Source organism: Bacillus mycoides (genome assembly GCF_000832605.1).
GTDB classification, from domain to species: domain Bacteria; phylum Bacillota; class Bacilli; order Bacillales; family Bacillaceae_G; genus Bacillus_A; species Bacillus_A mycoides.
Window position 1 is genome coordinate 338,606 of the sequence record NZ_CP009692.1, and the last position, 20,343, is coordinate 358,948.

At 39.6% G+C, this 20,343-nt stretch carries 30 protein-coding genes and 1 rRNA gene; 2 read left to right on the plus strand and 29 right to left on the minus strand.

The window, feature by feature from the left end; all coding sequences use genetic code 11:
• Positions 1-39: 39 nt before the first annotated feature.
• Together BG05_RS03545 and BG05_RS03550 are read right to left on the minus strand one after the other, a co-directional pair.
• Positions 40-1,591, minus strand: a 16S ribosomal RNA gene (locus BG05_RS03545).
• Positions 1,592-1,815: 224 nt separating this feature from the next.
• Entirely contained in the window at positions 1,816-2,034 is a 219-nt protein-coding gene (locus tag BG05_RS03550) for a hypothetical protein (protein WP_033708173.1), read from the minus strand.
• 192 nt (positions 2,035-2,226) lie between these two features.
• Here BG05_RS03550 and pdaB point away from each other — a divergent pair, with 192 nt between their 5' ends.
• Positions 2,227-2,991, plus strand: coding sequence for a polysaccharide deacetylase family sporulation protein PdaB (gene pdaB, locus BG05_RS03555; RefSeq protein ID WP_002091556.1), 765 nt, complete (start codon positions 2,227-2,229; stop codon positions 2,989-2,991).
• A 124-nt stretch (positions 2,992-3,115) separates the two neighbouring features.
• Here pdaB and kbaA read toward each other — a convergent pair whose 3' ends face one another.
• Positions 3,116-3,727 carry a KinB signaling pathway activation protein KbaA gene (gene kbaA / locus BG05_RS03560; protein WP_002124701.1) on the minus strand — a complete coding sequence of 204 codons (612 nt, stop codon included), beginning with the start codon at positions 3,725-3,727 and terminating at the stop codon, positions 3,116-3,118.
• A gap of 139 nt (positions 3,728-3,866) precedes the next feature.
• On the opposite strand from kbaA, the gene gerD reads away from it, so the two are divergent.
• The gene (gerD, locus tag BG05_RS03565) at positions 3,867-4,481 is read left to right on the plus strand and encodes a spore germination lipoprotein GerD (RefSeq protein WP_002009716.1); all 615 of its coding nucleotides are present in this window, start codon (positions 3,867-3,869) and stop codon (positions 4,479-4,481) included.
• A 53-nt stretch (positions 4,482-4,534) separates the two neighbouring features.
• Here gerD and BG05_RS03570 read toward each other — a convergent pair whose 3' ends face one another.
• From BG05_RS03570 to rplE, 26 genes are all read right to left on the minus strand, one after another.
• The gene (locus BG05_RS03570; protein ID WP_002009718.1) at positions 4,535-5,602 is read right to left on the minus strand and encodes an Mrp/NBP35 family ATP-binding protein; all 1,068 of its coding nucleotides are present in this window, start codon (positions 5,600-5,602) and stop codon (positions 4,535-4,537) included.
• A gap of 144 nt (positions 5,603-5,746) precedes the next feature.
• Positions 5,747-6,460, minus strand: coding sequence for an N-acetylmuramoyl-L-alanine amidase CwlD (gene cwlD / locus BG05_RS03575; protein ID WP_002009721.1), 714 nt, complete (start codon positions 6,458-6,460; stop codon positions 5,747-5,749).
• A gap of 66 nt (positions 6,461-6,526) precedes the next feature.
• Entirely contained in the window at positions 6,527-6,955 is a 429-nt protein-coding gene (locus BG05_RS03580) for a DUF2521 family protein (RefSeq protein ID WP_002029335.1), read from the minus strand.
• A gap of 162 nt (positions 6,956-7,117) precedes the next feature.
• On the minus strand, positions 7,118-7,510 hold the full coding sequence (rpsI, locus tag BG05_RS03585; RefSeq protein WP_002009728.1) for a 30S ribosomal protein S9: 393 nt from the start codon (positions 7,508-7,510) through the stop codon (positions 7,118-7,120).
• Between the two features lie 21 nt (positions 7,511-7,531).
• Entirely contained in the window at positions 7,532-7,969 is a 438-nt protein-coding gene (gene rplM, locus BG05_RS03590) for a 50S ribosomal protein L13 (RefSeq protein ID WP_002029337.1), read from the minus strand.
• A gap of 152 nt (positions 7,970-8,121) precedes the next feature.
• Complete coding sequence (truA, locus tag BG05_RS03595) at positions 8,122-8,865, minus strand: tRNA pseudouridine(38-40) synthase TruA (RefSeq protein ID WP_002124694.1); 744 nt, start codon at positions 8,863-8,865, stop codon at positions 8,122-8,124.
• 14 nt (positions 8,866-8,879) lie between these two features.
• Positions 8,880-9,674: an energy-coupling factor transporter transmembrane component T family protein gene (locus BG05_RS03600; RefSeq protein ID WP_002124692.1), complete on the minus strand. Its 795-nt coding sequence runs from the start codon at positions 9,672-9,674 to the stop codon at positions 8,880-8,882.
• Positions 9,662-10,543 carry an energy-coupling factor ABC transporter ATP-binding protein gene (locus BG05_RS03605; protein ID WP_002124690.1) on the minus strand — a complete coding sequence of 294 codons (882 nt, stop codon included), beginning with the start codon at positions 10,541-10,543 and terminating at the stop codon, positions 9,662-9,664. Before BG05_RS03605 ends, BG05_RS03600 begins: the two co-directional genes overlap by 13 nt.
• Positions 10,519-11,361 (minus strand): energy-coupling factor ABC transporter ATP-binding protein, encoded by an 843-nt coding sequence (locus BG05_RS03610; protein WP_002009740.1) that lies wholly within the window; start codon positions 11,359-11,361, stop codon positions 10,519-10,521. Before BG05_RS03610 ends, BG05_RS03605 begins: the two co-directional genes overlap by 25 nt.
• A gap of 104 nt (positions 11,362-11,465) precedes the next feature.
• Positions 11,466-11,828, minus strand: coding sequence for a 50S ribosomal protein L17 (gene rplQ / locus BG05_RS03615; protein ID WP_000331490.1), 363 nt, complete (start codon positions 11,826-11,828; stop codon positions 11,466-11,468).
• Positions 11,829-11,863: 35 nt separating this feature from the next.
• Positions 11,864-12,808 carry a DNA-directed RNA polymerase subunit alpha gene (locus BG05_RS03620; protein ID WP_002009743.1) on the minus strand — a complete coding sequence of 315 codons (945 nt, stop codon included), beginning with the start codon at positions 12,806-12,808 and terminating at the stop codon, positions 11,864-11,866.
• 180 nt (positions 12,809-12,988) lie between these two features.
• Complete coding sequence (gene rpsK / locus BG05_RS03625; RefSeq protein ID WP_002009745.1) at positions 12,989-13,378, minus strand: 30S ribosomal protein S11; 390 nt, start codon at positions 13,376-13,378, stop codon at positions 12,989-12,991.
• 24 nt (positions 13,379-13,402) lie between these two features.
• Positions 13,403-13,768: a 30S ribosomal protein S13 gene (rpsM, locus tag BG05_RS03630; protein ID WP_002009746.1), complete on the minus strand. Its 366-nt coding sequence runs from the start codon at positions 13,766-13,768 to the stop codon at positions 13,403-13,405.
• Between the two features lie 21 nt (positions 13,769-13,789).
• Positions 13,790-13,903 carry a 50S ribosomal protein L36 gene (gene rpmJ, locus BG05_RS03635; RefSeq protein ID WP_000868344.1) on the minus strand — a complete coding sequence of 38 codons (114 nt, stop codon included), beginning with the start codon at positions 13,901-13,903 and terminating at the stop codon, positions 13,790-13,792.
• Positions 13,904-13,938: 35 nt separating this feature from the next.
• Entirely contained in the window at positions 13,939-14,157 is a 219-nt protein-coding gene (gene infA, locus BG05_RS03640; RefSeq protein ID WP_001029884.1) for a translation initiation factor IF-1, read from the minus strand.
• Positions 14,158-14,225: 68 nt separating this feature from the next.
• Positions 14,226-14,972, minus strand: coding sequence for a type I methionyl aminopeptidase (gene map, locus BG05_RS03645; protein WP_000582542.1), 747 nt, complete (start codon positions 14,970-14,972; stop codon positions 14,226-14,228).
• On the minus strand, positions 14,972-15,622 hold the full coding sequence (locus tag BG05_RS03650; RefSeq protein WP_003186882.1) for an adenylate kinase: 651 nt from the start codon (positions 15,620-15,622) through the stop codon (positions 14,972-14,974). The genes map and BG05_RS03650 overlap by 1 nt, the downstream gene beginning before the upstream one ends.
• 54 nt (positions 15,623-15,676) lie before the next feature.
• The gene (gene secY / locus BG05_RS03655; protein ID WP_002124688.1) at positions 15,677-16,978 is read right to left on the minus strand and encodes a preprotein translocase subunit SecY; all 1,302 of its coding nucleotides are present in this window, start codon (positions 16,976-16,978) and stop codon (positions 15,677-15,679) included.
• Positions 16,978-17,418 carry a 50S ribosomal protein L15 gene (rplO, locus tag BG05_RS03660; RefSeq protein ID WP_002009754.1) on the minus strand — a complete coding sequence of 147 codons (441 nt, stop codon included), beginning with the start codon at positions 17,416-17,418 and terminating at the stop codon, positions 16,978-16,980. The genes secY and rplO overlap by 1 nt, the downstream gene beginning before the upstream one ends.
• 33 nt (positions 17,419-17,451) lie before the next feature.
• Complete coding sequence (gene rpmD / locus BG05_RS03665) at positions 17,452-17,634, minus strand: 50S ribosomal protein L30 (protein WP_002009757.1); 183 nt, start codon at positions 17,632-17,634, stop codon at positions 17,452-17,454.
• Positions 17,635-17,647: 13 nt separating this feature from the next.
• Positions 17,648-18,148, minus strand: coding sequence for a 30S ribosomal protein S5 (gene rpsE, locus BG05_RS03670; protein WP_002009759.1), 501 nt, complete (start codon positions 18,146-18,148; stop codon positions 17,648-17,650).
• Between the two features lie 21 nt (positions 18,149-18,169).
• Positions 18,170-18,532 carry a 50S ribosomal protein L18 gene (gene rplR, locus BG05_RS03675; protein ID WP_002009761.1) on the minus strand — a complete coding sequence of 121 codons (363 nt, stop codon included), beginning with the start codon at positions 18,530-18,532 and terminating at the stop codon, positions 18,170-18,172.
• 31 nt (positions 18,533-18,563) lie between these two features.
• Positions 18,564-19,103 (minus strand): 50S ribosomal protein L6, encoded by a 540-nt coding sequence (gene rplF, locus BG05_RS03680; protein ID WP_002009762.1) that lies wholly within the window; start codon positions 19,101-19,103, stop codon positions 18,564-18,566.
• Between the two features lie 32 nt (positions 19,104-19,135).
• Entirely contained in the window at positions 19,136-19,534 is a 399-nt protein-coding gene (rpsH, locus tag BG05_RS03685) for a 30S ribosomal protein S8 (RefSeq protein WP_002009764.1), read from the minus strand.
• A gap of 29 nt (positions 19,535-19,563) precedes the next feature.
• A complete protein-coding gene (rpsN, locus tag BG05_RS03690; protein ID WP_001085700.1) occupies positions 19,564-19,749 on the minus strand; it encodes a 30S ribosomal protein S14 in 186 nt (61 codons plus the stop codon).
• Between the two features lie 33 nt (positions 19,750-19,782).
• Positions 19,783-20,322 (minus strand): 50S ribosomal protein L5, encoded by a 540-nt coding sequence (gene rplE / locus BG05_RS03695; protein WP_002091528.1) that lies wholly within the window; start codon positions 20,320-20,322, stop codon positions 19,783-19,785.
• Between the last annotated feature and the right edge of the window lie 21 nt (positions 20,323-20,343).

Consider the following 20,343-nt stretch of genomic DNA (forward strand, 5'->3'; position numbering starts at 1 on the left):
AACGTTTATTGATGAACTGCGTTCATCAATTCTCCATAGAAAGGAGGTGATCCAGCCGCACCTTCCGATACGGCTACCTTGTTACGACTTCACCCCAATCATCTGTCCCACCTTAGGCGGCTGGCTCCATAAAGGTTACCCCACCGACTTCGGGTGTTACAAACTCTCGTGGTGTGACGGGCGGTGTGTACAAGGCCCGGGAACGTATTCACCGCGGCATGCTGATCCGCGATTACTAGCGATTCCAGCTTCATGTAGGCGAGTTGCAGCCTACAATCCGAACTGAGAACGGTTTTATGAGATTAGCTCCACCTCGCGGTCTTGCAGCTCTTTGTACCGTCCATTGTAGCACGTGTGTAGCCCAGGTCATAAGGGGCATGATGATTTGACGTCATCCCCACCTTCCTCCGGTTTGTCACCGGCAGTCACCTTAGAGTGCCCAACTTAATGATGGCAACTAAGATCAAGGGTTGCGCTCGTTGCGGGACTTAACCCAACATCTCACGACACGAGCTGACGACAACCATGCACCACCTGTCACTCTGCTCCCGAAGGAGAAGCTCTATCTCTAGAGTTTTCAGAGGATGTCAAGACCTGGTAAGGTTCTTCGCGTTGCTTCGAATTAAACCACATGCTCCACCGCTTGTGCGGGCCCCCGTCAATTCCTTTGAGTTTCAGCCTTGCGGCCGTACTCCCCAGGCGGAGTGCTTAATGCGTTAACTTCAGCACTAAAGGGCGGAAACCCTCTAACACTTAGCACTCATCGTTTACGGCGTGGACTACCAGGGTATCTAATCCTGTTTGCTCCCCACGCTTTCGCGCCTCAGTGTCAGTTACAGACCAGAAAGTCGCCTTCGCCACTGGTGTTCCTCCATATCTCTACGCATTTCACCGCTACACATGGAATTCCACTTTCCTCTTCTGCACTCAAGTCTCCCAGTTTCCAATGACCCTCCACGGTTGAGCCGTGGGCTTTCACATCAGACTTAAGAAACCACCTGCGCGCGCTTTACGCCCAATAATTCCGGATAACGCTTGCCACCTACGTATTACCGCGGCTGCTGGCACGTAGTTAGCCGTGGCTTTCTGGTTAGGTACCGTCAAGGTGCCAGCTTATTCAACTAGCACTTGTTCTTCCCTAACAACAGAGTTTTACGACCCGAAAGCCTTCATCACTCACGCGGCGTTGCTCCGTCAGACTTTCGTCCATTGCGGAAGATTCCCTACTGCTGCCTCCCGTAGGAGTCTGGGCCGTGTCTCAGTCCCAGTGTGGCCGATCACCCTCTCAGGTCGGCTACGCATCGTCGCCTTGGTGAGCCGTTACCTCACCAACTAGCTAATGCGACGCGGGTCCATCCATAAGTGACAGCCGAAGCCGCCTTTCAATTTAGAACTATGCAGTTCAAAATATTATCCGGTATTAGCCCCGGTTTCCCGGAGTTATCCCAGTCTTATGGGTAGGTTACCCACGTGTTACTCACCCGTCCGCCGCTAACTTCATAAGAGCAAGCTCTTAATCCATTCGCTCGACTTGCATGTATTAGGCACGCCGCCAGCGTTCATCCTGAGCCAGGATCAAACTCTCCAATAAAGTTAGTTTGTCTAGCATCTAAAAATAAAAATTGACGTTCACGTTGTTTGTTTCGTTCAGTTTTCAAAGAACTACTTAGTCGCTCATTTGCGACTTCCTTATGTTAACATCTTCATTTTTCGATGTCAACTAAGTTTTTTAATTTCTTTTTTGTCGTTTTCTGCGTTTCTGCATCAGCGACGTTTATTAATTTATCATATCCTTACTCTTAGCGTCAACACTTTTTAATAAAAAATTCTTTTTCTTACATAACGAATACATTCTTCCCTATTAGCAACTCTCCGAAATAAACAAAAAATGATTTTATACCTTTCTTCCATCGCCTTTTTTACAACGCTATGTATACGCTCATCTTCAAAATCAAATAAAAGTTCCTCTAACTCTCTCTTCAGTATGTATTCAATTTCTTTTTTCTCTTCCTTCGTCAACATAATCCCAAGCAAATTATCACCCCAATAACTCCTTACGTGTACCGATAAACGCCCACTCATTTTCAATTATCAATACTGTATCATCAAAAAACAAAATTCTATCACTCATTATATCCACCACTTACGATATTAATCCCTTGTTCTCTTTTTTTAATTTAAAGCATATATGTAACTGAAAAGGATTGGACAAAGGGGCGTAATATTATGTTTTTCTTTTTTATTACGAGTAAAAGAACATTTAAACACATTAGCTTAATAATCGTACTTTCCTTATTTACAGCATGGCTACTCTTTTTAAAAACATATTCACATGAATCTGCTTTTTCAACTGCTACTGGCCCTAAAGTGATTTACAAAGGGGACACTGCAAAAAAACAAGTTGCATTCACGTTTGACATTAGTTGGGGGGACAAAAAAGCTATTCCAATCCTTAATACACTCAAAGAAAGAGAAATTAAGAATGCAACCTTCTTTCTCTCTGCTGCATGGGCTGAAAGACACCCTGATATTGTCGAACGCATCATGAAAGATGGACATGAGATTGGTAGTATGGGCTATAATTACACATCCTACACTTCACTAGAAGCAAATGAAATACGACGAGATCTTTTGCGGGCACAAGATGTTTTTACGAAACTTGGCGTAAAACAAGTCAAGCTATTACGTCCACCTAGTGGCGATTTTAACAAAACAACTCTTAAAATAGCGGAATCACTCGGATACACCATCGTTCATTGGAGTAACAATTCAAATGACTGGAAAAATCCCGGCGTAAATAAAATCATTTCCACAGTCTCTAGCAATTTAAAGGGTGGAGATATCGTCTTATTACATGCTTCTGATTCTGCCCTTCAAACAAATAAGGCTTTACCATTACTCTTACAAAAATTAAAGAGCGACGGATATGAACAAACATCTGTATCACAACTTATTTCCAACACAAGTACAAAAAGTGAAGATATTAAGTAGTTCCTTTCTACACGGTTCTTCACACATAAAAAGCTCTGCTATCTTTTGTTAAGATAGCAGAGCTTTTTTATCCTAGCATTTACAGACGATAAGAATCTGGATAATTAAAAATCCACTCTCCTCATTAAGCTGACTTACTCTTTTGTCCAATTAAACGATGCAATACAAGTAACTGATATGAATTACATAATAAAAGTGGTATCACCATTAAATATAACCAATCAGTATCATTAATCCGGAGCGCTGGTACCCATTCAAGAATTGTTACAACAACCATAAAGAACAGAGCGGGAACGAATGCTTTTTTATTCGTTTCTTTACTCTTTATATAAGCGACAATTGCCCCAAACACAAATAACATCCCAGCAACAAGTATGTTATTCCCTAATGAAACTTCCCCATTCGCAACAAGTACTGACCTTAAATAAACGAAATCAAACAATACGAACGCAATAAAGAACAGTTGCACTGTATTCCATAAAGAAGATGACCGAAACATCCCTAATCCAAAACGATGGATCGTTAAATACGCAAAGAACCCCATTTGACTTATAACACTAAAAATAAATCCTACGCCCATCAACCAAAAGGAAATTGCTAAAATCTCTTTTCCGTCGAAATTTTGAAAAAATTTAGCGTACTTGTCCCACTCTAAAACAAAACCAATAAAGACTGTGCTAATCCCACCAAGAAACAACGTCGTAAAAAATAGTCGTACCCACTTGCGGCTATTCACAACACATCCCCCATTATTCTTATATTTCTAATTAAATTGTAACAATGACAATTTCAAAAAGCTAGCCATGTTAATGTATAAATTCCTTAAAGAGATTTATATTAAAAAAAGAGAACTTTGCTGAAAGGAGCTCCAACTTATGAAACGGATGCTGCTCGTTTTGATTTCTTCTTTTCTATTTATAGCACTAGCGGCATGTGCACAAGAAAAAGAAGCAAAATCCGAACTTGATTATGATCAAACAAAAAAAATGATTGTTGATATTTTAAAAACCGATCAAGGAAAAAAAGCGATCCAAGATGTATTAACTGATGAAAAAATGAAACAAGCACTCATACTAGATGAAACAGTAGTAAAGAAAACGATTGAAGATGCACTGGTATCTGAAAAAGGGCAACAATTCTGGGAAAAGCTCTTTAAAGACCCTGAGTTCTCATCGAAATTTGCTAAAAGTATGGGAAAAGAACAAACAAACTTAATGAAAACTTTACTAAAAGATCCTGAATACCAATCAGGTGTTATAGAGATTATGAAAAATCCTGAAGTAGAGAAAATTATGTTACAAACAATGAAGAGTAAAGAATATCGTCAATATTTACAGCAAGTACTAACTGAAACTGCCGAAAGTCCTCTCTTCCAAGCTAAGATGATTGACATCATTAGTAAAGGTGTACAAAAAGCCGAAAAAGGTGGGTCTGATAAGAAAGGCGCAGGTGGTGAAGGCGGTTCTCAAGATGGGAACAAAGAACAATAATAAAAATTATAGAACTGAGTGGACAATGTATATATTGTCCACTCATTACTACTTTATTTTTGTGTAACAGCTGTTTTATCAATAACTGTCTCAGCTATCGTACGATAAATGAGACCCGTTGTATGTGTATCTTCATATACTGACGGCGCAAAGTCCTCTTTATTCCAATCAGGTTGTTGAAGTGGAATTCGGCCAAGTATATCCGTTTGGAGTTCCGTAGCCAATTTATCTCCTCCACCTCTTCCAAACACATACTCTTTTTCACCAGTTGCTTTACTTTCAAAATACGCCATATTTTCAACAACACCAAGAATACTATGTTCTGTACGTAAAGCCATGGCTCCAGCGCGCGCTGCTACAAATGCCGCTGTTGGATGCGGCGTTGTTACAATAATCTCTTTACAAGCCGGCAACATCGAATGTACATCTAAAGCAACATCACCCGTACCTGGTGGTAGGTCCAATACTAAGTAATCTAAATCACCCCACTCTACTTCTGTGAAAAAGTGATTTAACATTTTCCCAAGCATCGGTCCTCTCCAAATAACAGGTGCGTTATCTTCTACAAAGAATCCCATTGAGATTACTTTCACGCCTAGACGCTCCACTGGTATTATCTTATCACCTCTTACGATTGGACGTTTTTCTATACCCATCATATCCGGTACACTAAAACCGTAAATATCCGCGTCGATGATACCAACCTTTTTGCCTAAACGAGCTAAAGCAATTGCAAGGTTAACAGAAACAGTTGATTTCCCTACTCCACCTTTTCCACTTGCCACTGCTAAAAATGTTGTATTTGAATTCGGTGATAATAAGGATTCACTTTTCTCTTCCTCTTGCGGTGGTGCAAACTGAGCTAATTCCTCTTCTGTAAATTCTGCAAAACGAAGTCCCACTGTTGTTGCTCCAAGTTCTTTTACTAACTTTACAATTCCAGACTGCAACTGCATTTGTTCCGCTGTACCCGTCTTTACAATTGCAATTTTAACACTTACATGTTCCTTCTCAGGCTTGACTGTCACCTCTTTAATTGCATTTGTTTCTTTTAACGTTTTATGTATAAACGGATCTACAATCCCTTCCAATGCTTCCACTACCTGCTCTTTTGTTACCATAATTAGCCCAGCCCCCTGTATGAAAAATAACGTATTGTTAATTAAATTTATCTCTCTTTATTTTTAAAATAAATGCGTTTACATTTCCAGTATAACATATTTTCGGAAAACTTCGTTAACGAGAGAAACTCGAAAAAATCCTCCTTATTCTGGAGGATTTCCTTTTTCCGTAAAATAACGTAATATACCACGATATATTGCAGCAGCTACTTTTTGTTGGTATTTCTCCGAATTTAACATATATCTTTCATTCACATTCGATAAAAAGCCCGCCTCAATTAAAGCACCTGGTGTTTTGGCATACTTCAATAAATACACGTGAGGAATTGTTTTAGCAGAACGATTCGTATTTTCTAAGCTTGTTCTCAATTCAGCTTGTATAAATTTCGCAGCCCGTTCATTTTCAATCGAAGAACGATAGTAGAACGTTTGTGCGCCTTTAGATCCACTACTAGTTAGGGCATTTAAATGAATACTCGCAAAAAAGTCTACATCAGGCTTATTAATGATCTCAACACGCTTTTTTAAATCCTCTGCTTTACGTCTACTATATGACTTTGTATCTTTATTAGCTAAATCATAATCTCCTTCACGCGTTAAAATAACTAAAGCACCTTGTTCTTGTAAATAATCTTGTACCTTTTTTGTAATCTCAAGTGTAATGTCTTTTTCTACAATATCCTTTCCACCAACAGCCCCTCCGTCTGGCCCACCATGCCCAGCATCTAGTACAATCACTTTCCCTGATAAGGGTAAATTCCAAGCTCGCCACGATTTTGTAATTTGAAATTCTTGTTTAACTAAAAAAAACAAAACAACCGCAGCGAGCGCAAAAGAGATAATTCGAATTCTCTTCATACCTTTCCTCCTCCAGCTAGTCCCTCTAATTACTTATATGGGACAAGAGGAAAGTTTATGCTTGTCTTAGTGTAGCTTTAATCGATATCTTCTTTCGCCTTTTTCATAGCCTTCCTGCCACCACAAGCCGATAAACTGCTGGCAAGATTCAAAAAGCAATTCCTCGTCTTGCAACTTAATTTCACGTATAGTCATACTCGTTAAAAATTGAAATAACGTTTCAGTTAATTGTTGTTCTTCTTCTAAAGCCCTATATTTCACATCAAAGAATGATTCGCCATGATAACCAAATTTACTGTATCTCGCTCCTAATAAATAAGATTCTATCCCTAGTTCAATGCAATAATCTTCATACTGACGATGAAGTTCTTGCATCTGAAAGGCATCACGAATATTTAAACGCAATGTTTTTAATGATAATTCTCGCAGCATCTTCCGCTCGTATTTTAACTGCTTTTCTTTTTGTTTTTCTTGTAAGCTGACAATGACATTCATAGTACTTATAAACCTCCCTAATACGTATTAGTCTAAACTTCTAAAGAAGAAGCATACGTAGGACGGTAGCACTAAAATATTCCAAGCTAAAAAAATTACAAAAGAAGAATTAAACATAAAAAAACCCCAACCAAAATGGTTGGGGTTTGTAGTTCGCAAAAATTAACGTTTTGAGAACTGAGGTGCACGACGTGCGCCTTTAAGACCGTATTTTTTACGCTCTTTCATACGTGCGTCACGAGTTAATAGACCCGCACGTTTTAATGTTAGACGGTATTCTGGATCAGCTTTTAATAAAGCGCGAGAAATACCGTGACGAATAGCACCAGCTTGACCAGTGTATCCACCACCATTTACGTTTACAAGTACATTGTAGTTACCTAAAGTTTCTGTTGCAACTAGAGGTTGTTTCACTACTTCACGTAATGCAGCAAATGGGATATAGTTTTCAAAATCACGACCGTTAATAATAACGCGTCCTTCGCCTGGAACTAGGCGTACGCGCGCTACTGAACTCTTACGACGTCCAGTGCCATAGTATTGAACCTGTGCCAAAGTAAGCCCTCCTTTAATTAATTATCCGCGAAGTTCGTAAACTTCTGGTTGTTGTGCTTGGTGTGGATGCTCTGCTCCAGCATACACGTTTAATTTCTTAGAAACTTGACGTCCTAAACGTCCTTTTGGAAGCATGCCTTTAATTGCAAGCTCTAACATTTGTACAGGGTAGTTTGTACGCATTTCTAGAGCTGTTCTTTGCTTAAGTCCACCTGGGTGGTTAGTGTGACGGTAGTAAATTTTATCGTTTAATTTATTACCTGTTAAATGAATTTTCTCAGCGTTAATAATAATTACATGATCACCCGTGTCAACGTGTGGTGTAAATGTTGGTTTGTGTTTACCACGTAAAATGGATGCTACTTCAGTAGATAGGCGACCTAAAGTTTGACCTTCAGCATCAACCACATACCATTTACGCTCAACTTCGTTAGCTTTTGCCATAAAAGTCGTACGCATGTGTTTCCCTCCTCGTTATCTTTTCCATAGAAAAAATCTATTGTTTATCTTAAACACGATTTCCTTCCGGGGCTAATCGTGGTTTTAGAAACAATACCATATGTTATGATATACTTTTGAGTTTCTAATGTCAAGCAAATGTTACACCAGGATTAGTTGTTATAGTTTACCTGCCATAAGTAAAGTCCATGACCTGGAGCCATCTTTCCAGCAAACTGGCGATTTTGTTTCGCTAAAATCTCTGGAATACTATCTGGATCAAGCTTTCCTTGACCTACGCTAAGTAACGTACCAACAATAATTCTGACCATATTATATAAAAATCCATTACCTACAAAGCGAAAAATTAATTCATCGTCTTGCTCAATTAATTCGATTTCATAAATTGTTCGTACTTTATCTTTTTTGTCAGTTTTTGCCGAACAAAAAGAAGTAAAGTCATGCGTTCCAATAAAATAAGGAATCGCTTTTCTTATAGAGTTTATTTCGAGTGGATATGGATATTGATATACATAATTTCTACGGAATACATCCGCAGTCTTTGATAATAATACACGATAGCGATATTCTTTTTTCTCGACACCGTAACGTGCATGAAATTCTTCTGTTTTCTTCTCTACCTGCCTGATAATAATATCATCCGGCAACATTGTATTTAAAGCATTACTCCATTGCCACTCTTCAAGAGACAAAGGTGTATCAAAGTGTATCACTTGTCCTTTGGCGTGAACGGTAGAATCCGTTCTGCCTGATGCCTGCACACGAACAAGTTCTCCTTTATGCAACTTCTGCAATGCTTTCTCTATTTCTTGTTGAACAGTCCGATGCTGTGGTTGAATTTGGTAACCACAAAAATGAATGCCATCATATGCAACTGTACATTTTATTCTTTCCATTTCTCTATTCTCCATTACGACCGCACCCATGCCAAAATACAAGCTAAACAAAGTAAGCTTACAATTGTTACTGTATCACTTATTTTCCAGCGTAGTTGCCTAAATTTAGTACGTCCTTCGCCACTTTTATATCCACGAGATTCCATCGCAATCGCTAAGTCCTCTGCACGCTTAAAAGCACTGATAAATAATGGAACGAGTAGTGAGATAATAGCTTTCATCCTATCTTTTATCGGTCCCCCGGCGAAATCAATGCCACGTGACGCTTGTGCTTTCATAATTTTACTCGTTTCATCCATTAATGTCGGGATAAAACGTAGTGAAATTGACATCATTAATGCGATTTCATGAACAGGAACTTTTATACGCTTGAACGGCTTTAATAACGTCTCCAACCCATCTGTAATTTCAATAGGTGTCGTCGTTAACGTTAATAATGTCGTCATTAAAATAATAACGAAGAATCGTATAGAAATGTATATTCCTTGCTCTAATCCTTTTTCATGTATCGAAAACCAACCAAGCTGGAATAGTACTTCCCCTTCTTTATTTGTAAAAATATGCAGGAAAAATGTAAAAAGAAAAATCCACAGAATTGGTTTTAAGCCCGAAAGTACATAACGAATCGGCACTTTTGCAAAAAATAAAGCAATGAGTGCATATAAAAATAAAAATCCATATGAAATCGCATTATTTGCTAAGAAAACAACAAATACATATAAAAAGACAATCAACAGCTTCGTACGAGGATCAAGTTGATGAATGAGTGACTGACCTGGAATATATCTCCCAATAATCAACTGCTGCATGATTCATGACCACCTTTTCGTAACACCTGTACAACTTCATGAGTAAGATCCTCTAAAGATAAGGTAGCCTTCGAAATTGAAATACCAAACTTCTCTTCAATTGCACGTTTATACTTTAAAGACATTGGAAGATCCACACCGATTTGTTCTAATTCATCAGCATATGAAAATACTTCCTCTGCTCTTCCTTGCAAAAAGACCGTTCCTTTATGCATGACCACTATTTGATCTGCATACTTAGCCGCATCCTCCATATTATGGGTAACAAGAATGACTGTAAGCCCCTGTTCCTTATGCAAATTGTAAAACATCTCCATGAGCTCATGCTGTCCTTTTGGATCAAGCCCTGCTGTAGGTTCATCTAATACAAGCACTTCGGGTTCCATCGCAAGTACGCCTGCTATTGCAACACGCCTCATTTGCCCACCGCTTAATTCAAACGGAGAACGTGCTAATAACTCTATGTCCAATCCAACAAGCTGGATTGCATCTTTCGCCTTTTGTTTTGCCTCTTCTTCAGATACACCAAAATTAGTCGGTCCAAAACAAATGTCCTTTTCAACTGTTTCTTCAAATAGTTGATGTTCTGGAAACTGAAAGACAACCCCTACTTTTTTTCGTAGCGGCTTAAGCTTTTTCTCTTTCTTCCCTGCTGAAATTAAATGTTCACCAATTTGAACCGTACCATTTGTCGGCTGCAATAAACCATTTAAATGTTGAATCATCGTCGACTTACCTGAACCAGTATGACCGATAATGGCATAATAGCCCCCACTTGGAAACGACACGTCTACATCATAAAGTGCGCGTCTTTCAAATGGAGTTTTATATTGATAACGATGTTCTACTTTTTGGAATGTAATCTCCAAAGTTCGTTCACCAAGCTTTCCATTGTAAGATGCGTATTTTGCAAGTGAATTTCATTTCTTTTTAATAATTCTGCTATTTTCACCGAAAAAGGTACATCTAATCCAATCTCTTGGAGCATATGAGAGGATTTGAAAATTTGCTCTGGAGTACCTTCCTCTAATATTTCTCCCTTGTTCAAAATAATAATACGGTCTGACTGTGCCGCTTCTTCTAAATCGTGCGTAATCGATAATACCGTAATACCCTTTTGATCAACAAGTTGTCTGACCGTTTCTACTACTTCACGTCTCCCCTGAGGGTCTAACATTGAAGTTGCTTCATCTAGTATTAAAATAGATGGTTGAAGTGCTAGAACACCTGCTATTGCGACTCGCTGCTTTTGTCCACCAGATAACGAATGGGGTTCTTCATTTAAAAAATCTTCCATACGGACAAGTTGCAGAGCTTGTTCTAGTCTTTCTATCATCTGCTCCCTTGGCATTCCGATGTTCTCTAGGCCGAATACAACGTCATCTTGTACTGTCGTTCCAACAAATTGATTATCTGGATTTTGAAATACCATGCCAATTTGCTTTCGAACATCCCATACTGTTTCCTCTGATAAAATCATTGTATCATTTAAAGTAATTTTCCCTGATTCCGGTAAAAATAAGCCATTCAATAATTTTGCAAGTGTAGACTTCCCTGAACCATTTTGTCCAATAACAGATACCCATTCTCCTTCATATAAGGAAAACGAAACATCTTTTAATGCATAAGAGGCTGCCCCAGGATATTGAAATGATATATTTTCTGTCCGAAGTTTCTCTTTTTTCAATACAAGGCACCCTTTCTTTCGTCAAGTTAGCCTATTTTTATACTTAAAAAAAAAGGGCCATGACCAGTTACTTGAAAAGAACTGTCCTGCCCTTTTAATCATCATTATACTAACTCGATAATTACCATTGGTGCTGCGTCTCCGCGACGTGGACCAATTTTTGCAATACGAGTGTATCCGCCTTGGCGCTCAGCATAGCGTGGAGCTACATCAGCGAATAATTTTTGAAGTGCATCTTGACCAGTCTCAGCGTTAGCAACCTCATTACGGATGAAAGCTGCTGCTTGACGACGAGCATGAAGATCTCCGCGTTTACCTAAAGTGATCATTTTTTCCACTACAGAACGAAGTTCTTTTGCACGAGTTTCTGTCGTTTGGATGCGCTCGTTGATAATTAAATCAGTAGCTAAATCACGTAACATAGCTTTACGTTGCGCACTTGTACGGCCTAATTTTCTGTATGCCATTCGTAGTTCCCTCCTTTGTTGATGGGTTTAAATCCTCAGTCGTCTTTACGTAAACCTAAACCTAATTCCTCAAGTTTATGTTTAACTTCTTCTAAGGATTTACGTCCTAAGTTACGAACTTTCATCATATCTTCTTCTGTTTTGTTCGCAAGCTCTTGTACAGTATTAATTCCTGCACGTTTTAGGCAATTATAAGAACGAACAGAAAGATCTAGTTCTTCGATAGTCATCTCAAGAACTTTTTCTTTTTGATCTTCTTCCTTCTCGACCATAATCTCAGCATTTTGTGCTTCGTCAGTTAAACCAACAAAGATATTTAAATGCTCAGTTAAGATTTTGGCACCTAAAGAGATAGCTTCTTTTGGCCCGATGCTTCCATCCGTCCATACATCAAGCGTAAGCTTATCATAATTAGCCACTTGTCCGACACGTGTCTTTTCCACTTGGTAAGTCACACGTGATACTGGAGTATAAATAGAATCAATAGGAATTACTCCTATTGGTTGATCTTCGCTTTTATTTGCATCAGCTGGCGTATACCCACGGCCACGCTTTGCAGTTAAACGCATGCGGAAATGCGCATTTTTTGCTAACGTCGCAATGTGTAAATCTGGATTTAAGATTTCAACATCACTATCGTGAGTAATATCAGCAGCTGTGACAATACCTTCGCCCTGTACATCGATTTCCAACGTCTTCTCTTCTTCAGAGTAGATTTTAAGAGCTAACTTTTTCAAGTTTAAGATCATCGTCGTAACGTCTTCTACTACGCCCTCAACTGTTGAAAATTCGTGTAAAACGCCATCGATTTGGATAGCAGTTACAGCGGCACCAGGGAGTGAGGATAAAAGAATACGACGTAAGGAGTTACCCAAAGTAGTACCATATCCACGCTCAAGCGGTTCAATCACGAATTTGCCATACTTAGCATCTTCGTTAAGTTCAACCGTTTCGATTTTCGGTTTTTCGATTTCAATCATTAACTAAACCCTCCTTCAAAACGTCGAAACCCCGGTTAAACAAAGGAAGAACCTCTGTTTAACCGAAAGTCCCCCTTAGGCAGTTCCCGATTGTGCACAACAAGCGATGTTTCTGTACGAAATTTCTCGATAATGCATCATATCCATTATAGACAAAAGGGAAAATTCTATACAGAAAAATTACACACGACGACGTTTTGGTGGACGACATCCATTATGAGGAACTGGAGTAACATCTCTAATTGCTGTTACTTCTAGACCTGCCGCTTGAAGAGCACGAATTGCAGCTTCACGACCAGCACCAGGACCTTTAACAGTAACCTCTAAAGTTTTTAAACCATGCTCCATTGCAACTTTAGAAGCAGCTTCAGCAGCCATTTGCGCAGCGAATGGAGTAGATTTACGAGATCCACGGAAACCAAGTGCACCAGCACTAGACCAAGAAAGTGCGTTACCATGAGTATCTGTAAGTGTTACGATTGTGTTGTTGAAAGTAGAACGAATATGAGCTATACCAGCTTCAATATTCTTTTTCACACGTTTTTTACGAGTGTTTGTTTTACGTGCCATTGTTAGTTCAACCTCCTTTACTTATTATTTCTTTTTATTTGCTACTGTACGACGTGGACCTTTACGTGTACGAGCATTGTTTTTAGAGTTTTGACCACGAACTGGTAAACCACGACGGTGACGAAGACCACGGTAAGAACCGATCTCCATTAGACGTTTAATGTTAAGAGATACTTCACGACGAAGGTCTCCCTCAACTTTAATACGATCGATGATATCACGGATACGTCCTAATTCATCTTCCGATAAATCACGAACTCGTGTTTCCGAAGAAATACCAGCTTCTGTAAGAATTTTTTCAGCAGTTGTGCGACCAATGCCGAATACGTAAGTTAAAGAAATAACAACGCGCTTGTCACGAGGAATATCTACACCTGCGATACGTGCCATTTTGAATGCACCTCCTTCTGATTAACCTTGTTTTTGTTTATGTTTAGGGTTTTCACAAATAACCATTACTTTTCCACGTCTACGAATAACTTTACATTTTTCGCAGATTGGTTTAACTGACGGTCTTACTTTCATGTCTCGAACCTCCTTAAAGATTACGGAGTGCTATATTATTTAAAACGGTACGTAATACGACCACGATTTAAATCGTACGGAGATAATTCTACCGTAACTTTGTCTCCTGGTAAAATACGAATGAAATTCATACGGATTTTACCAGAAACGTGAGCCAATACGACATGCCCATTCTCTAATTCTACTTTGAACATAGCATTTGGCAACGTTTCAAGAACGGTACCTTCGACTTCAATTACATCATCTTTAGCCATTCAATAGTTCTCCCTTCTTCAAATCAGTAACATTTTACACTGCTCTGAAATCCCGGAGAGCCAGCTACTTATAAAGTGGTAAGGATTTCGTATCCTGCTTCTGTAAGAGCAATCGTGTGCTCAAAATGGGCACACCATTTACCATCTACCGTTACCACTGTCCAGTCATCAGATAGTGTTTTTACATATCGTCTTCCTTGATTCACCATCGGCTCAACACAGATGACCATTCCCGGCTTTAATCTAGGGCCTCTATTTGGTGGACCATAGTGCGGGATTTGAGGGTCCTCATGTAAGTCTTGCCCGATTCCGTGACCAACATACTCCCTAACGATCGAGAACCCATTCTCTTCAGCATGTGTTTGAACCGCATGCGAGATATTTGATAATCTTTCGCCTGGTTTTACTTGTTCTAGACCAAGATACAACGATTTTTCTGTGACATCAAGTAGCTTTTGAACAGATTCAGAAATGTTTCCAACTGGATACGTCCATGCAGAATCACCATGGTACCCATTGTATTTCGCACCAATATCGATACTGATGATATCGCCCTCTTCGAGCTTACGCTTCCCTGGAATCCCGTGTACAAGCTCTTCATTTACAGAAGCACAAATGCTCCCCGGAAATCCGTTGTATCCTTTAAAAGATGGCGTAGCACCATATTTTCGAATCGTCTTTTCCGCTATTTGATCGAGCTCTTTCGTTGTAATTCCTGGAGTAATATGTTGTTTCAACTCTTGATGAGTTAAAGCAACGATCCTGCCAGCTTCTCGCATGATTTCTATCTCGCGAGGAGTTTTGCAGATGATCATTACGCTAAGTCTCCGATGAGAACATCGATATCAGCAAATACTTTATTGATATCTTGCTCACCATTAATGCTTTGTAAGTAGCCAAGCTCCTCGTAGAAATCAAGCAAAGGTTTTGTTTGCTTAATATTTACATCTAAACGATTTGCTACAGTTTCTTCATTGTCATCAGAGCGTTGATATAATTCGCCACCACATTTATCGCACACATCAGCTTTTGCTGGCGGATTGAATTCTAAGTGGTAAGTCGCACCGCATTCTTTACAAATGCGACGGCCTGTAAGGCGTGTTAATAACAACCCTGAATCCACATTAATGTTTAAAACATAGTCGATTTTTTTGCCAAGATCTTTCATAATCTCTTCAAGAGCTGATGCTTGTGCAACAGTTCGTGGGAAACCATCTAATAAGAAGCCTTTAATACAGTCTTCTTGGCTTAAACGTTCACGAACAATTCCAATTGTAACTTCATCTGGAACAAGCGCACCTTTATCAATAAAAGATTTTGCTTGTAAACCAAGTTCAGTTTCAGCCTTCATAGCTGCACGGAACATATCTCCTGTTGAGATGTGAGGGATGTTATACTCGGCAATAATCTGTTCGGCTTGTGTACCTTTACCAGCACCAGGAAGCCCCATTAAAATCAAGTTCATCCTTGTTCCCCCTCAGTACATGAGCATGTAGGGAAGACAGTTCTTCCCACTTACTCACTGCTTGATAAACCCTTTGTAATGGCGTTTTACCAATTGGCTTTCTAGCTGCTTCATTGTTTCTAAAGCAACGCCGACAACGATTAACATACTCGTTCCACCAATCTGTGCAGATGGAGGAAGATTTCCCAATTTCGTAAAGATAACTGGTAAGATTGCAATCGCTGCTAGGAAAATTGATCCCACAAAGGTCAAACGATACAAGATTTTTGTTAGATATTGTTCTGTATTCTTACCCGGACGAATACCTGGAACATATCCACCTTGCTTGTTTAGATTCTCTGACATTTGCTCTGGATTAACCTGAACAAATGCATAGAAATATGTGAAGGCTACAATGAGCGCAACATATATGATCATTCCCACTGGGTGAGAATAGTTAAAGTTTGCAATAATCCACTGCGACACATCATGTTTCGGGAAGAACTGTGCAATAGTTGGAGGCGTAATTAAGAATGAAACAGCAAAAATGACTGGAATAACACCCGCACTATTTACCTTAAGTGGTAAATGAGTGTTTTGTGCTCCAGCATGATTCCCATTCCCTCCTGTTACACGCTTCGCGTATTGAATTGGGATCTTTCTAACAGCCTGTTGAATGAAAATAACACCAACAATAACCGCTAGCACAGCTAGTAAAATCAATGCAACTTTAACGATACTCATGAACAATTGATCTCCGATATTTTGAAACTGTTGTTGATACACTTGAGATATAACACTTGGGATCGCTGCGGCAATACCGCCAAAGATAAGAATGGAAATACCATTACCTACACCTTTAGCTGTAATCTGTTCACCTAACCACATTAAAAATGCAGTACCAGCAGTCAGTACCGTAGCAATGTATAAATAAGTGCTCCAACCTGGATTCAAAATTAATTGCCCACCTACCATACCGTTAAAACCGATTGACATACCAAACCCCTGAATAAACGCAAGAACAATTGTAAAGTAACGCGTGAATTGCGTTAGTTTACGACGGCCCATTTCGCCTTGCTTCGACCATTCCGAAAATTTAGGAACAACATCCATCTGCAATAATTGCACGATGATGGATGCTGTAATATACGGCATGATTCCCATCGCGAAGATGGAGAAGTTTTTCAAGGCGCCACCGCCAAATGTATTTAGGATACCTAAGGCATTTAATTGATCTTGTGCTTTCAGTACGTCTCCATTTGTAAATGGCACTGGGATAAACGTGCCAATCCTGAATACGACTAACATCGCTAAAGTGAATAATATTTTACGTCTTATCTCAGCAACGCGCATAAAGTTGGAGATTGTACGAAACATTAGATCACCTCAACTGATCCGCCAGCTGCTTCAATTGCTTCTTTAGCACTTGAAGAGAACTTGTGCGCTTTAACAGTTAATTTTTTCTCTACTGCTCCGCTTGCAAGAATTTTAACACCGTCGTTTAATTTGCTGATAACGCCAGTTTCCAGCAATAATTCAGGTGTTACTTCTGTACCATCTTCAAAACGATTTAACGTTGATAAGTTTACAATAGTAAACTCTTTACGGTTAATGTTTGTGAAGCCGCGTTTTGGTAAACGACGGAATAGTGGAGTTTGACCACCTTCGAAGCCAAGACGAACACCGCCGCCAGAACGTGCGTTTTGTCCTTTATGACCTCTACCAGCAGTTTTACCGTTACCAGAACCGATACCACGACCGACACGGTTACGTACTTTACGAGAACCTTCTGCAGGTTTTAATTCATGAAGTTTCATTCCCAGGCACCTCCTTATATTAATGAGTTATCCTTAAGCTTCTTTTACAGAGATAAGGTGAGAAACTTTGTTGATCATACCAAGAATAGCAGGAGTTTCTTCCTTAACTACAGTTGAATTCAACTTTTTAAGACCTAAAGCTTCTACCGTCGCACGTTGATCTTGTGGACGACCAATTACACTACGAGTGAGGGTAATTTCTAACTTTTTCGCCATTTGTTTTCCCTCCTTAACCTAGTAGCTCTTCTACAGATTTACCGCGTAATTTTGCAACATCTTCAGCGCGCTTAAGTTCGCTTAATCCGTTCACAGTAGCGCGAATCATGTTGATTGGTGTGTTAGAACCAAGAGATTTCGAAAGAATATCTTGTACACCAGCTAATTCTAGTACCGCACGAACAGGTCCACCAGCAATAACACCAGTACCCTCAGCAGCAGGTTTTAAGAATACTTCACCAGCTCCAAAATGACCGTTGATTGTGTGAGGAATTGTTGTACCAACTAATGGTACAGCGATTAGGTTTTTCTTAGCGTCTTCGATAGCTTTACGGATTGCGTCTGGTACCTCTTGTGCTTTACCAGTACCGAATCCAACATGACCGTTTTTATCGCCAACTACAACTAGTGCAGCAAAGCGGAAACGACGACCACCCTTAACAACTTTCGCGACACGATTTATCGTAACTACACGTTCTTCAAGTTCTAATTTACTTGGGTCAATGCGTTGCATCAATTTTCCCTCCTTTGACCATTAAAATTGTAATCCAGCCTCACGAGCAGCTTCAGCTAGAGCTTTAACACGGCCATGGTATAAGTAACCACCGCGATCAAATACTACTTCTTTAACGCCTTTCTCTACAGCACGCTTAGCAACTGATTCTCCAACTTTCGTAGCAGCTTCAGTATTGCTAGTACCGTTAAGAGCAAGGTCTTTATCAAGAGTAGATGCACTTACTAATGTTACACCATTTACATCATCAATAACTTGAGCGTAAATATGTTGGTTAGAACGGTACACGTTTAAACGTGGACGTTCTGCAGTACCAGTAAGTTTAGCACGTACACGTGCATGTCTTTTCTTACGAGTCGCATTTTTAGCAGCTTTAGTGATCATTCTTGTCACTCCTTTCTTTCACCTAACGGGTTTACTTAGCAGTTTTACCTTCTTTACGACGAACAACTTCGCCTTCGTAACGAATACCTTTACCTTTATATGGTTCAGGAGCACGTACAGCGCGGATGTTAGCAGCAAATTCGCCAACACGTTGCTTGTCGATACCTTTAATTACGATTTTAGTTGGTACAGGTACTTCAACTTCAAGTCCTGCTTCTGGAGTCATTTCTACTGGATGAGAATAACCTACGCTTAAAACAAGTTTATCTCCTTGTTTTTGAGCACGGTAACCAACACCGACTAATTCAAGTCCGCGTACGAAACCTGTAGTTACACCTTCAACCATGTTTCCGATTAAAGCACGAGTTGTACCGTGTAATGCACGGTGTTCCTTCTGTTCAGATGGACGCTCAACTGTTAGTGTATTTTCTTCAATTTTGATAGACATATCAGTTTTGAAAGTACGAGTTAATTCACCTTTAGGGCCTTTTACTGTTACAGTATTGTCTTCTGCAACTGTAATAGTAACACCTGCAGGGATTTCAAGAATCTTTTTACCAATACGAGACATGTGGTCACACCTCCGTTCGTTTTAAATATATATTACCAAACGTATGCTACTACTTCTCCACCAGTTTGTAATTGACGAGCGTCTTTGTCTGTCATTACTCCCTTAGATGTAGAAACAAGAGCGATACCTAATCCGTTAAGTACACGTGGTACTTCATCAGCTTTTGCGTAAACGCGTAAGCCAGGTTTACTGATACGTTTTAATCCAGTGATTACACGTTCATTGTTTGCACCATATTTCAGGAAAATACGAAGGATACCTTGTTTGTTATCCCCAATGTATTCTACATCACGAATGAAACCTTCACGTTTTAAAAGTTCAGCGATCTCTTTTTTGATTTTAGAAGCAGGAACCTCTAATTTCTCATGACGTACCATGTTCGCATTACGGATGCGAGTAAGCATGTCTGCAATTGGATCTGTCATCACCATGTGTTTTACCTCCTTCCCATTTGTGGGTTTTACCAACTAGCTTTTTTAACACCAGGAATTTGACCTTTATATGCAAGTTCACGGAAACAAATACGGCAAAGCTTAAATTTGCGGTATACAGAATGCGGACGACCGCAGCGTTCGCAACGTGTATACTCTTGTACTTTAAACTTAGGAGTACGCTTTTGTTTCGCGATCATAGATTTTTTAGCCACGTTTTCGCCTCCTCTACTTAGCGTTGGCTTCCATTATTTTTGGAATGGCATACCGAATTGTGTTAAAAGTTCACGAGCTTCTTCATCAGTTTTCGCTGTAGTAACGATTACGATGTCCATACCGCGGACTTTACTTACTTTATCATAATCAATCTCAGGGAAAATTAGTTGCTCTTTAACACCTAATGTGTAGTTCCCACGACCATCGAATGATTTCTTAGAAACACCACGGAAATCACGTACACGTGGTAAAGAAACTGATACTAATTTGTCGAAGAACTCATACATTTGTTGTCCGCGTAAAGTTACTTTCGCACCGATTGGCATACCTTCACGAAGACGGAAACCAGCGATTGATTTTTTAGCGCGAGTTACAACAGGTTTTTGACCTGCGATTTGCGTTAATTCTTCTACTGCATTGTCTAAAGCTTTTGAGTTAGATACCGCGTCACCAACACCAGTGTTGATTACGATCTTTTCGATTTTCGGTACTTCCATCACAGATTTATAGTTAAACTTGCTCATTAGAGCAGGAGTAATTTCCTTTTGGAACTTCTCTTTAAGGCGATTCAATGAAGTGACCTCCTTTCTTAA

Coding starts and splice junctions, on each gene's coding strand:
- pdaB (WP_002091556.1), top strand. CDS start 2,227: ATGTTTTTCTTTTTTATTACGAGTAAAAGAACATTTAAACACATTAGC.
- gerD (WP_002009716.1), top strand. CDS start 3,867: ATGAAACGGATGCTGCTCGTTTTGATTTCTTCTTTTCTATTTATAGCA.
- BG05_RS03570 (WP_002009718.1), bottom strand. CDS start 5,602: ATGGTAACAAAAGAGCAGGTAGTGGAAGCATTGGAAGGGATTGTAGAT.
- cwlD (WP_002009721.1), bottom strand. CDS start 6,460: ATGAAGAGAATTCGAATTATCTCTTTTGCGCTCGCTGCGGTTGTTTTG.
- BG05_RS03580 (WP_002029335.1), bottom strand. CDS start 6,955: ATGAATGTCATTGTCAGCTTACAAGAAAAACAAAAAGAAAAGCAGTTA.
- rplM (WP_002029337.1), bottom strand. CDS start 7,969: ATGCGTACGACTTTTATGGCAAAAGCTAACGAAGTTGAGCGTAAATGG.
- truA (WP_002124694.1), bottom strand. CDS start 8,865: ATGGAAAGAATAAAATGTACAGTTGCATATGATGGCATTCATTTTTGT.
- BG05_RS03600 (WP_002124692.1), bottom strand. CDS start 9,674: ATGCAGCAGTTGATTATTGGGAGATATATTCCAGGTCAGTCACTCATT.
- rplQ (WP_000331490.1), bottom strand. CDS start 11,828: ATGGCATACAGAAAATTAGGCCGTACAAGTGCGCAACGTAAAGCTATG.
- BG05_RS03620 (WP_002009743.1), bottom strand. CDS start 12,808: ATGATTGAAATCGAAAAACCGAAAATCGAAACGGTTGAACTTAACGAA.
- rpsK (WP_002009745.1), bottom strand. CDS start 13,378: ATGGCACGTAAAACAAACACTCGTAAAAAACGTGTGAAAAAGAATATT.
- rpsM (WP_002009746.1), bottom strand. CDS start 13,768: ATGGCACGTATCGCAGGTGTAGATATTCCTCGTGACAAGCGCGTTGTT.
- rpmJ (WP_000868344.1), bottom strand. CDS start 13,903: ATGAAAGTAAGACCGTCAGTTAAACCAATCTGCGAAAAATGTAAAGTT.
- infA (WP_001029884.1), bottom strand. CDS start 14,157: ATGGCTAAAGATGATGTAATTGAAGTCGAAGGTACCGTTCTTGAAACG.
- map (WP_000582542.1), bottom strand. CDS start 14,972: ATGATCATCTGCAAAACTCCTCGCGAGATAGAAATCATGCGAGAAGCT.
- BG05_RS03650 (WP_003186882.1), bottom strand. CDS start 15,622: ATGAACTTGATTTTAATGGGGCTTCCTGGTGCTGGTAAAGGTACACAA.
- secY (WP_002124688.1), bottom strand. CDS start 16,978: ATGTTTCGTACAATCTCCAACTTTATGCGCGTTGCTGAGATAAGACGT.
- rplO (WP_002009754.1), bottom strand. CDS start 17,418: ATGAAACTTCATGAATTAAAACCTGCAGAAGGTTCTCGTAAAGTACGT.
- rpmD (WP_002009757.1), bottom strand. CDS start 17,634: ATGGCGAAAAAGTTAGAAATTACCCTCACTCGTAGTGTAATTGGTCGT.
- rpsE (WP_002009759.1), bottom strand. CDS start 18,148: ATGCAACGCATTGACCCAAGTAAATTAGAACTTGAAGAACGTGTAGTT.
- rplR (WP_002009761.1), bottom strand. CDS start 18,532: ATGATCACTAAAGCTGCTAAAAATGCGACTCGTAAGAAAAGACATGCA.
- rplF (WP_002009762.1), bottom strand. CDS start 19,103: ATGTCTCGTATTGGTAAAAAGATTCTTGAAATCCCTGCAGGTGTTACT.
- rpsH (WP_002009764.1), bottom strand. CDS start 19,534: ATGGTGATGACAGATCCAATTGCAGACATGCTTACTCGCATCCGTAAT.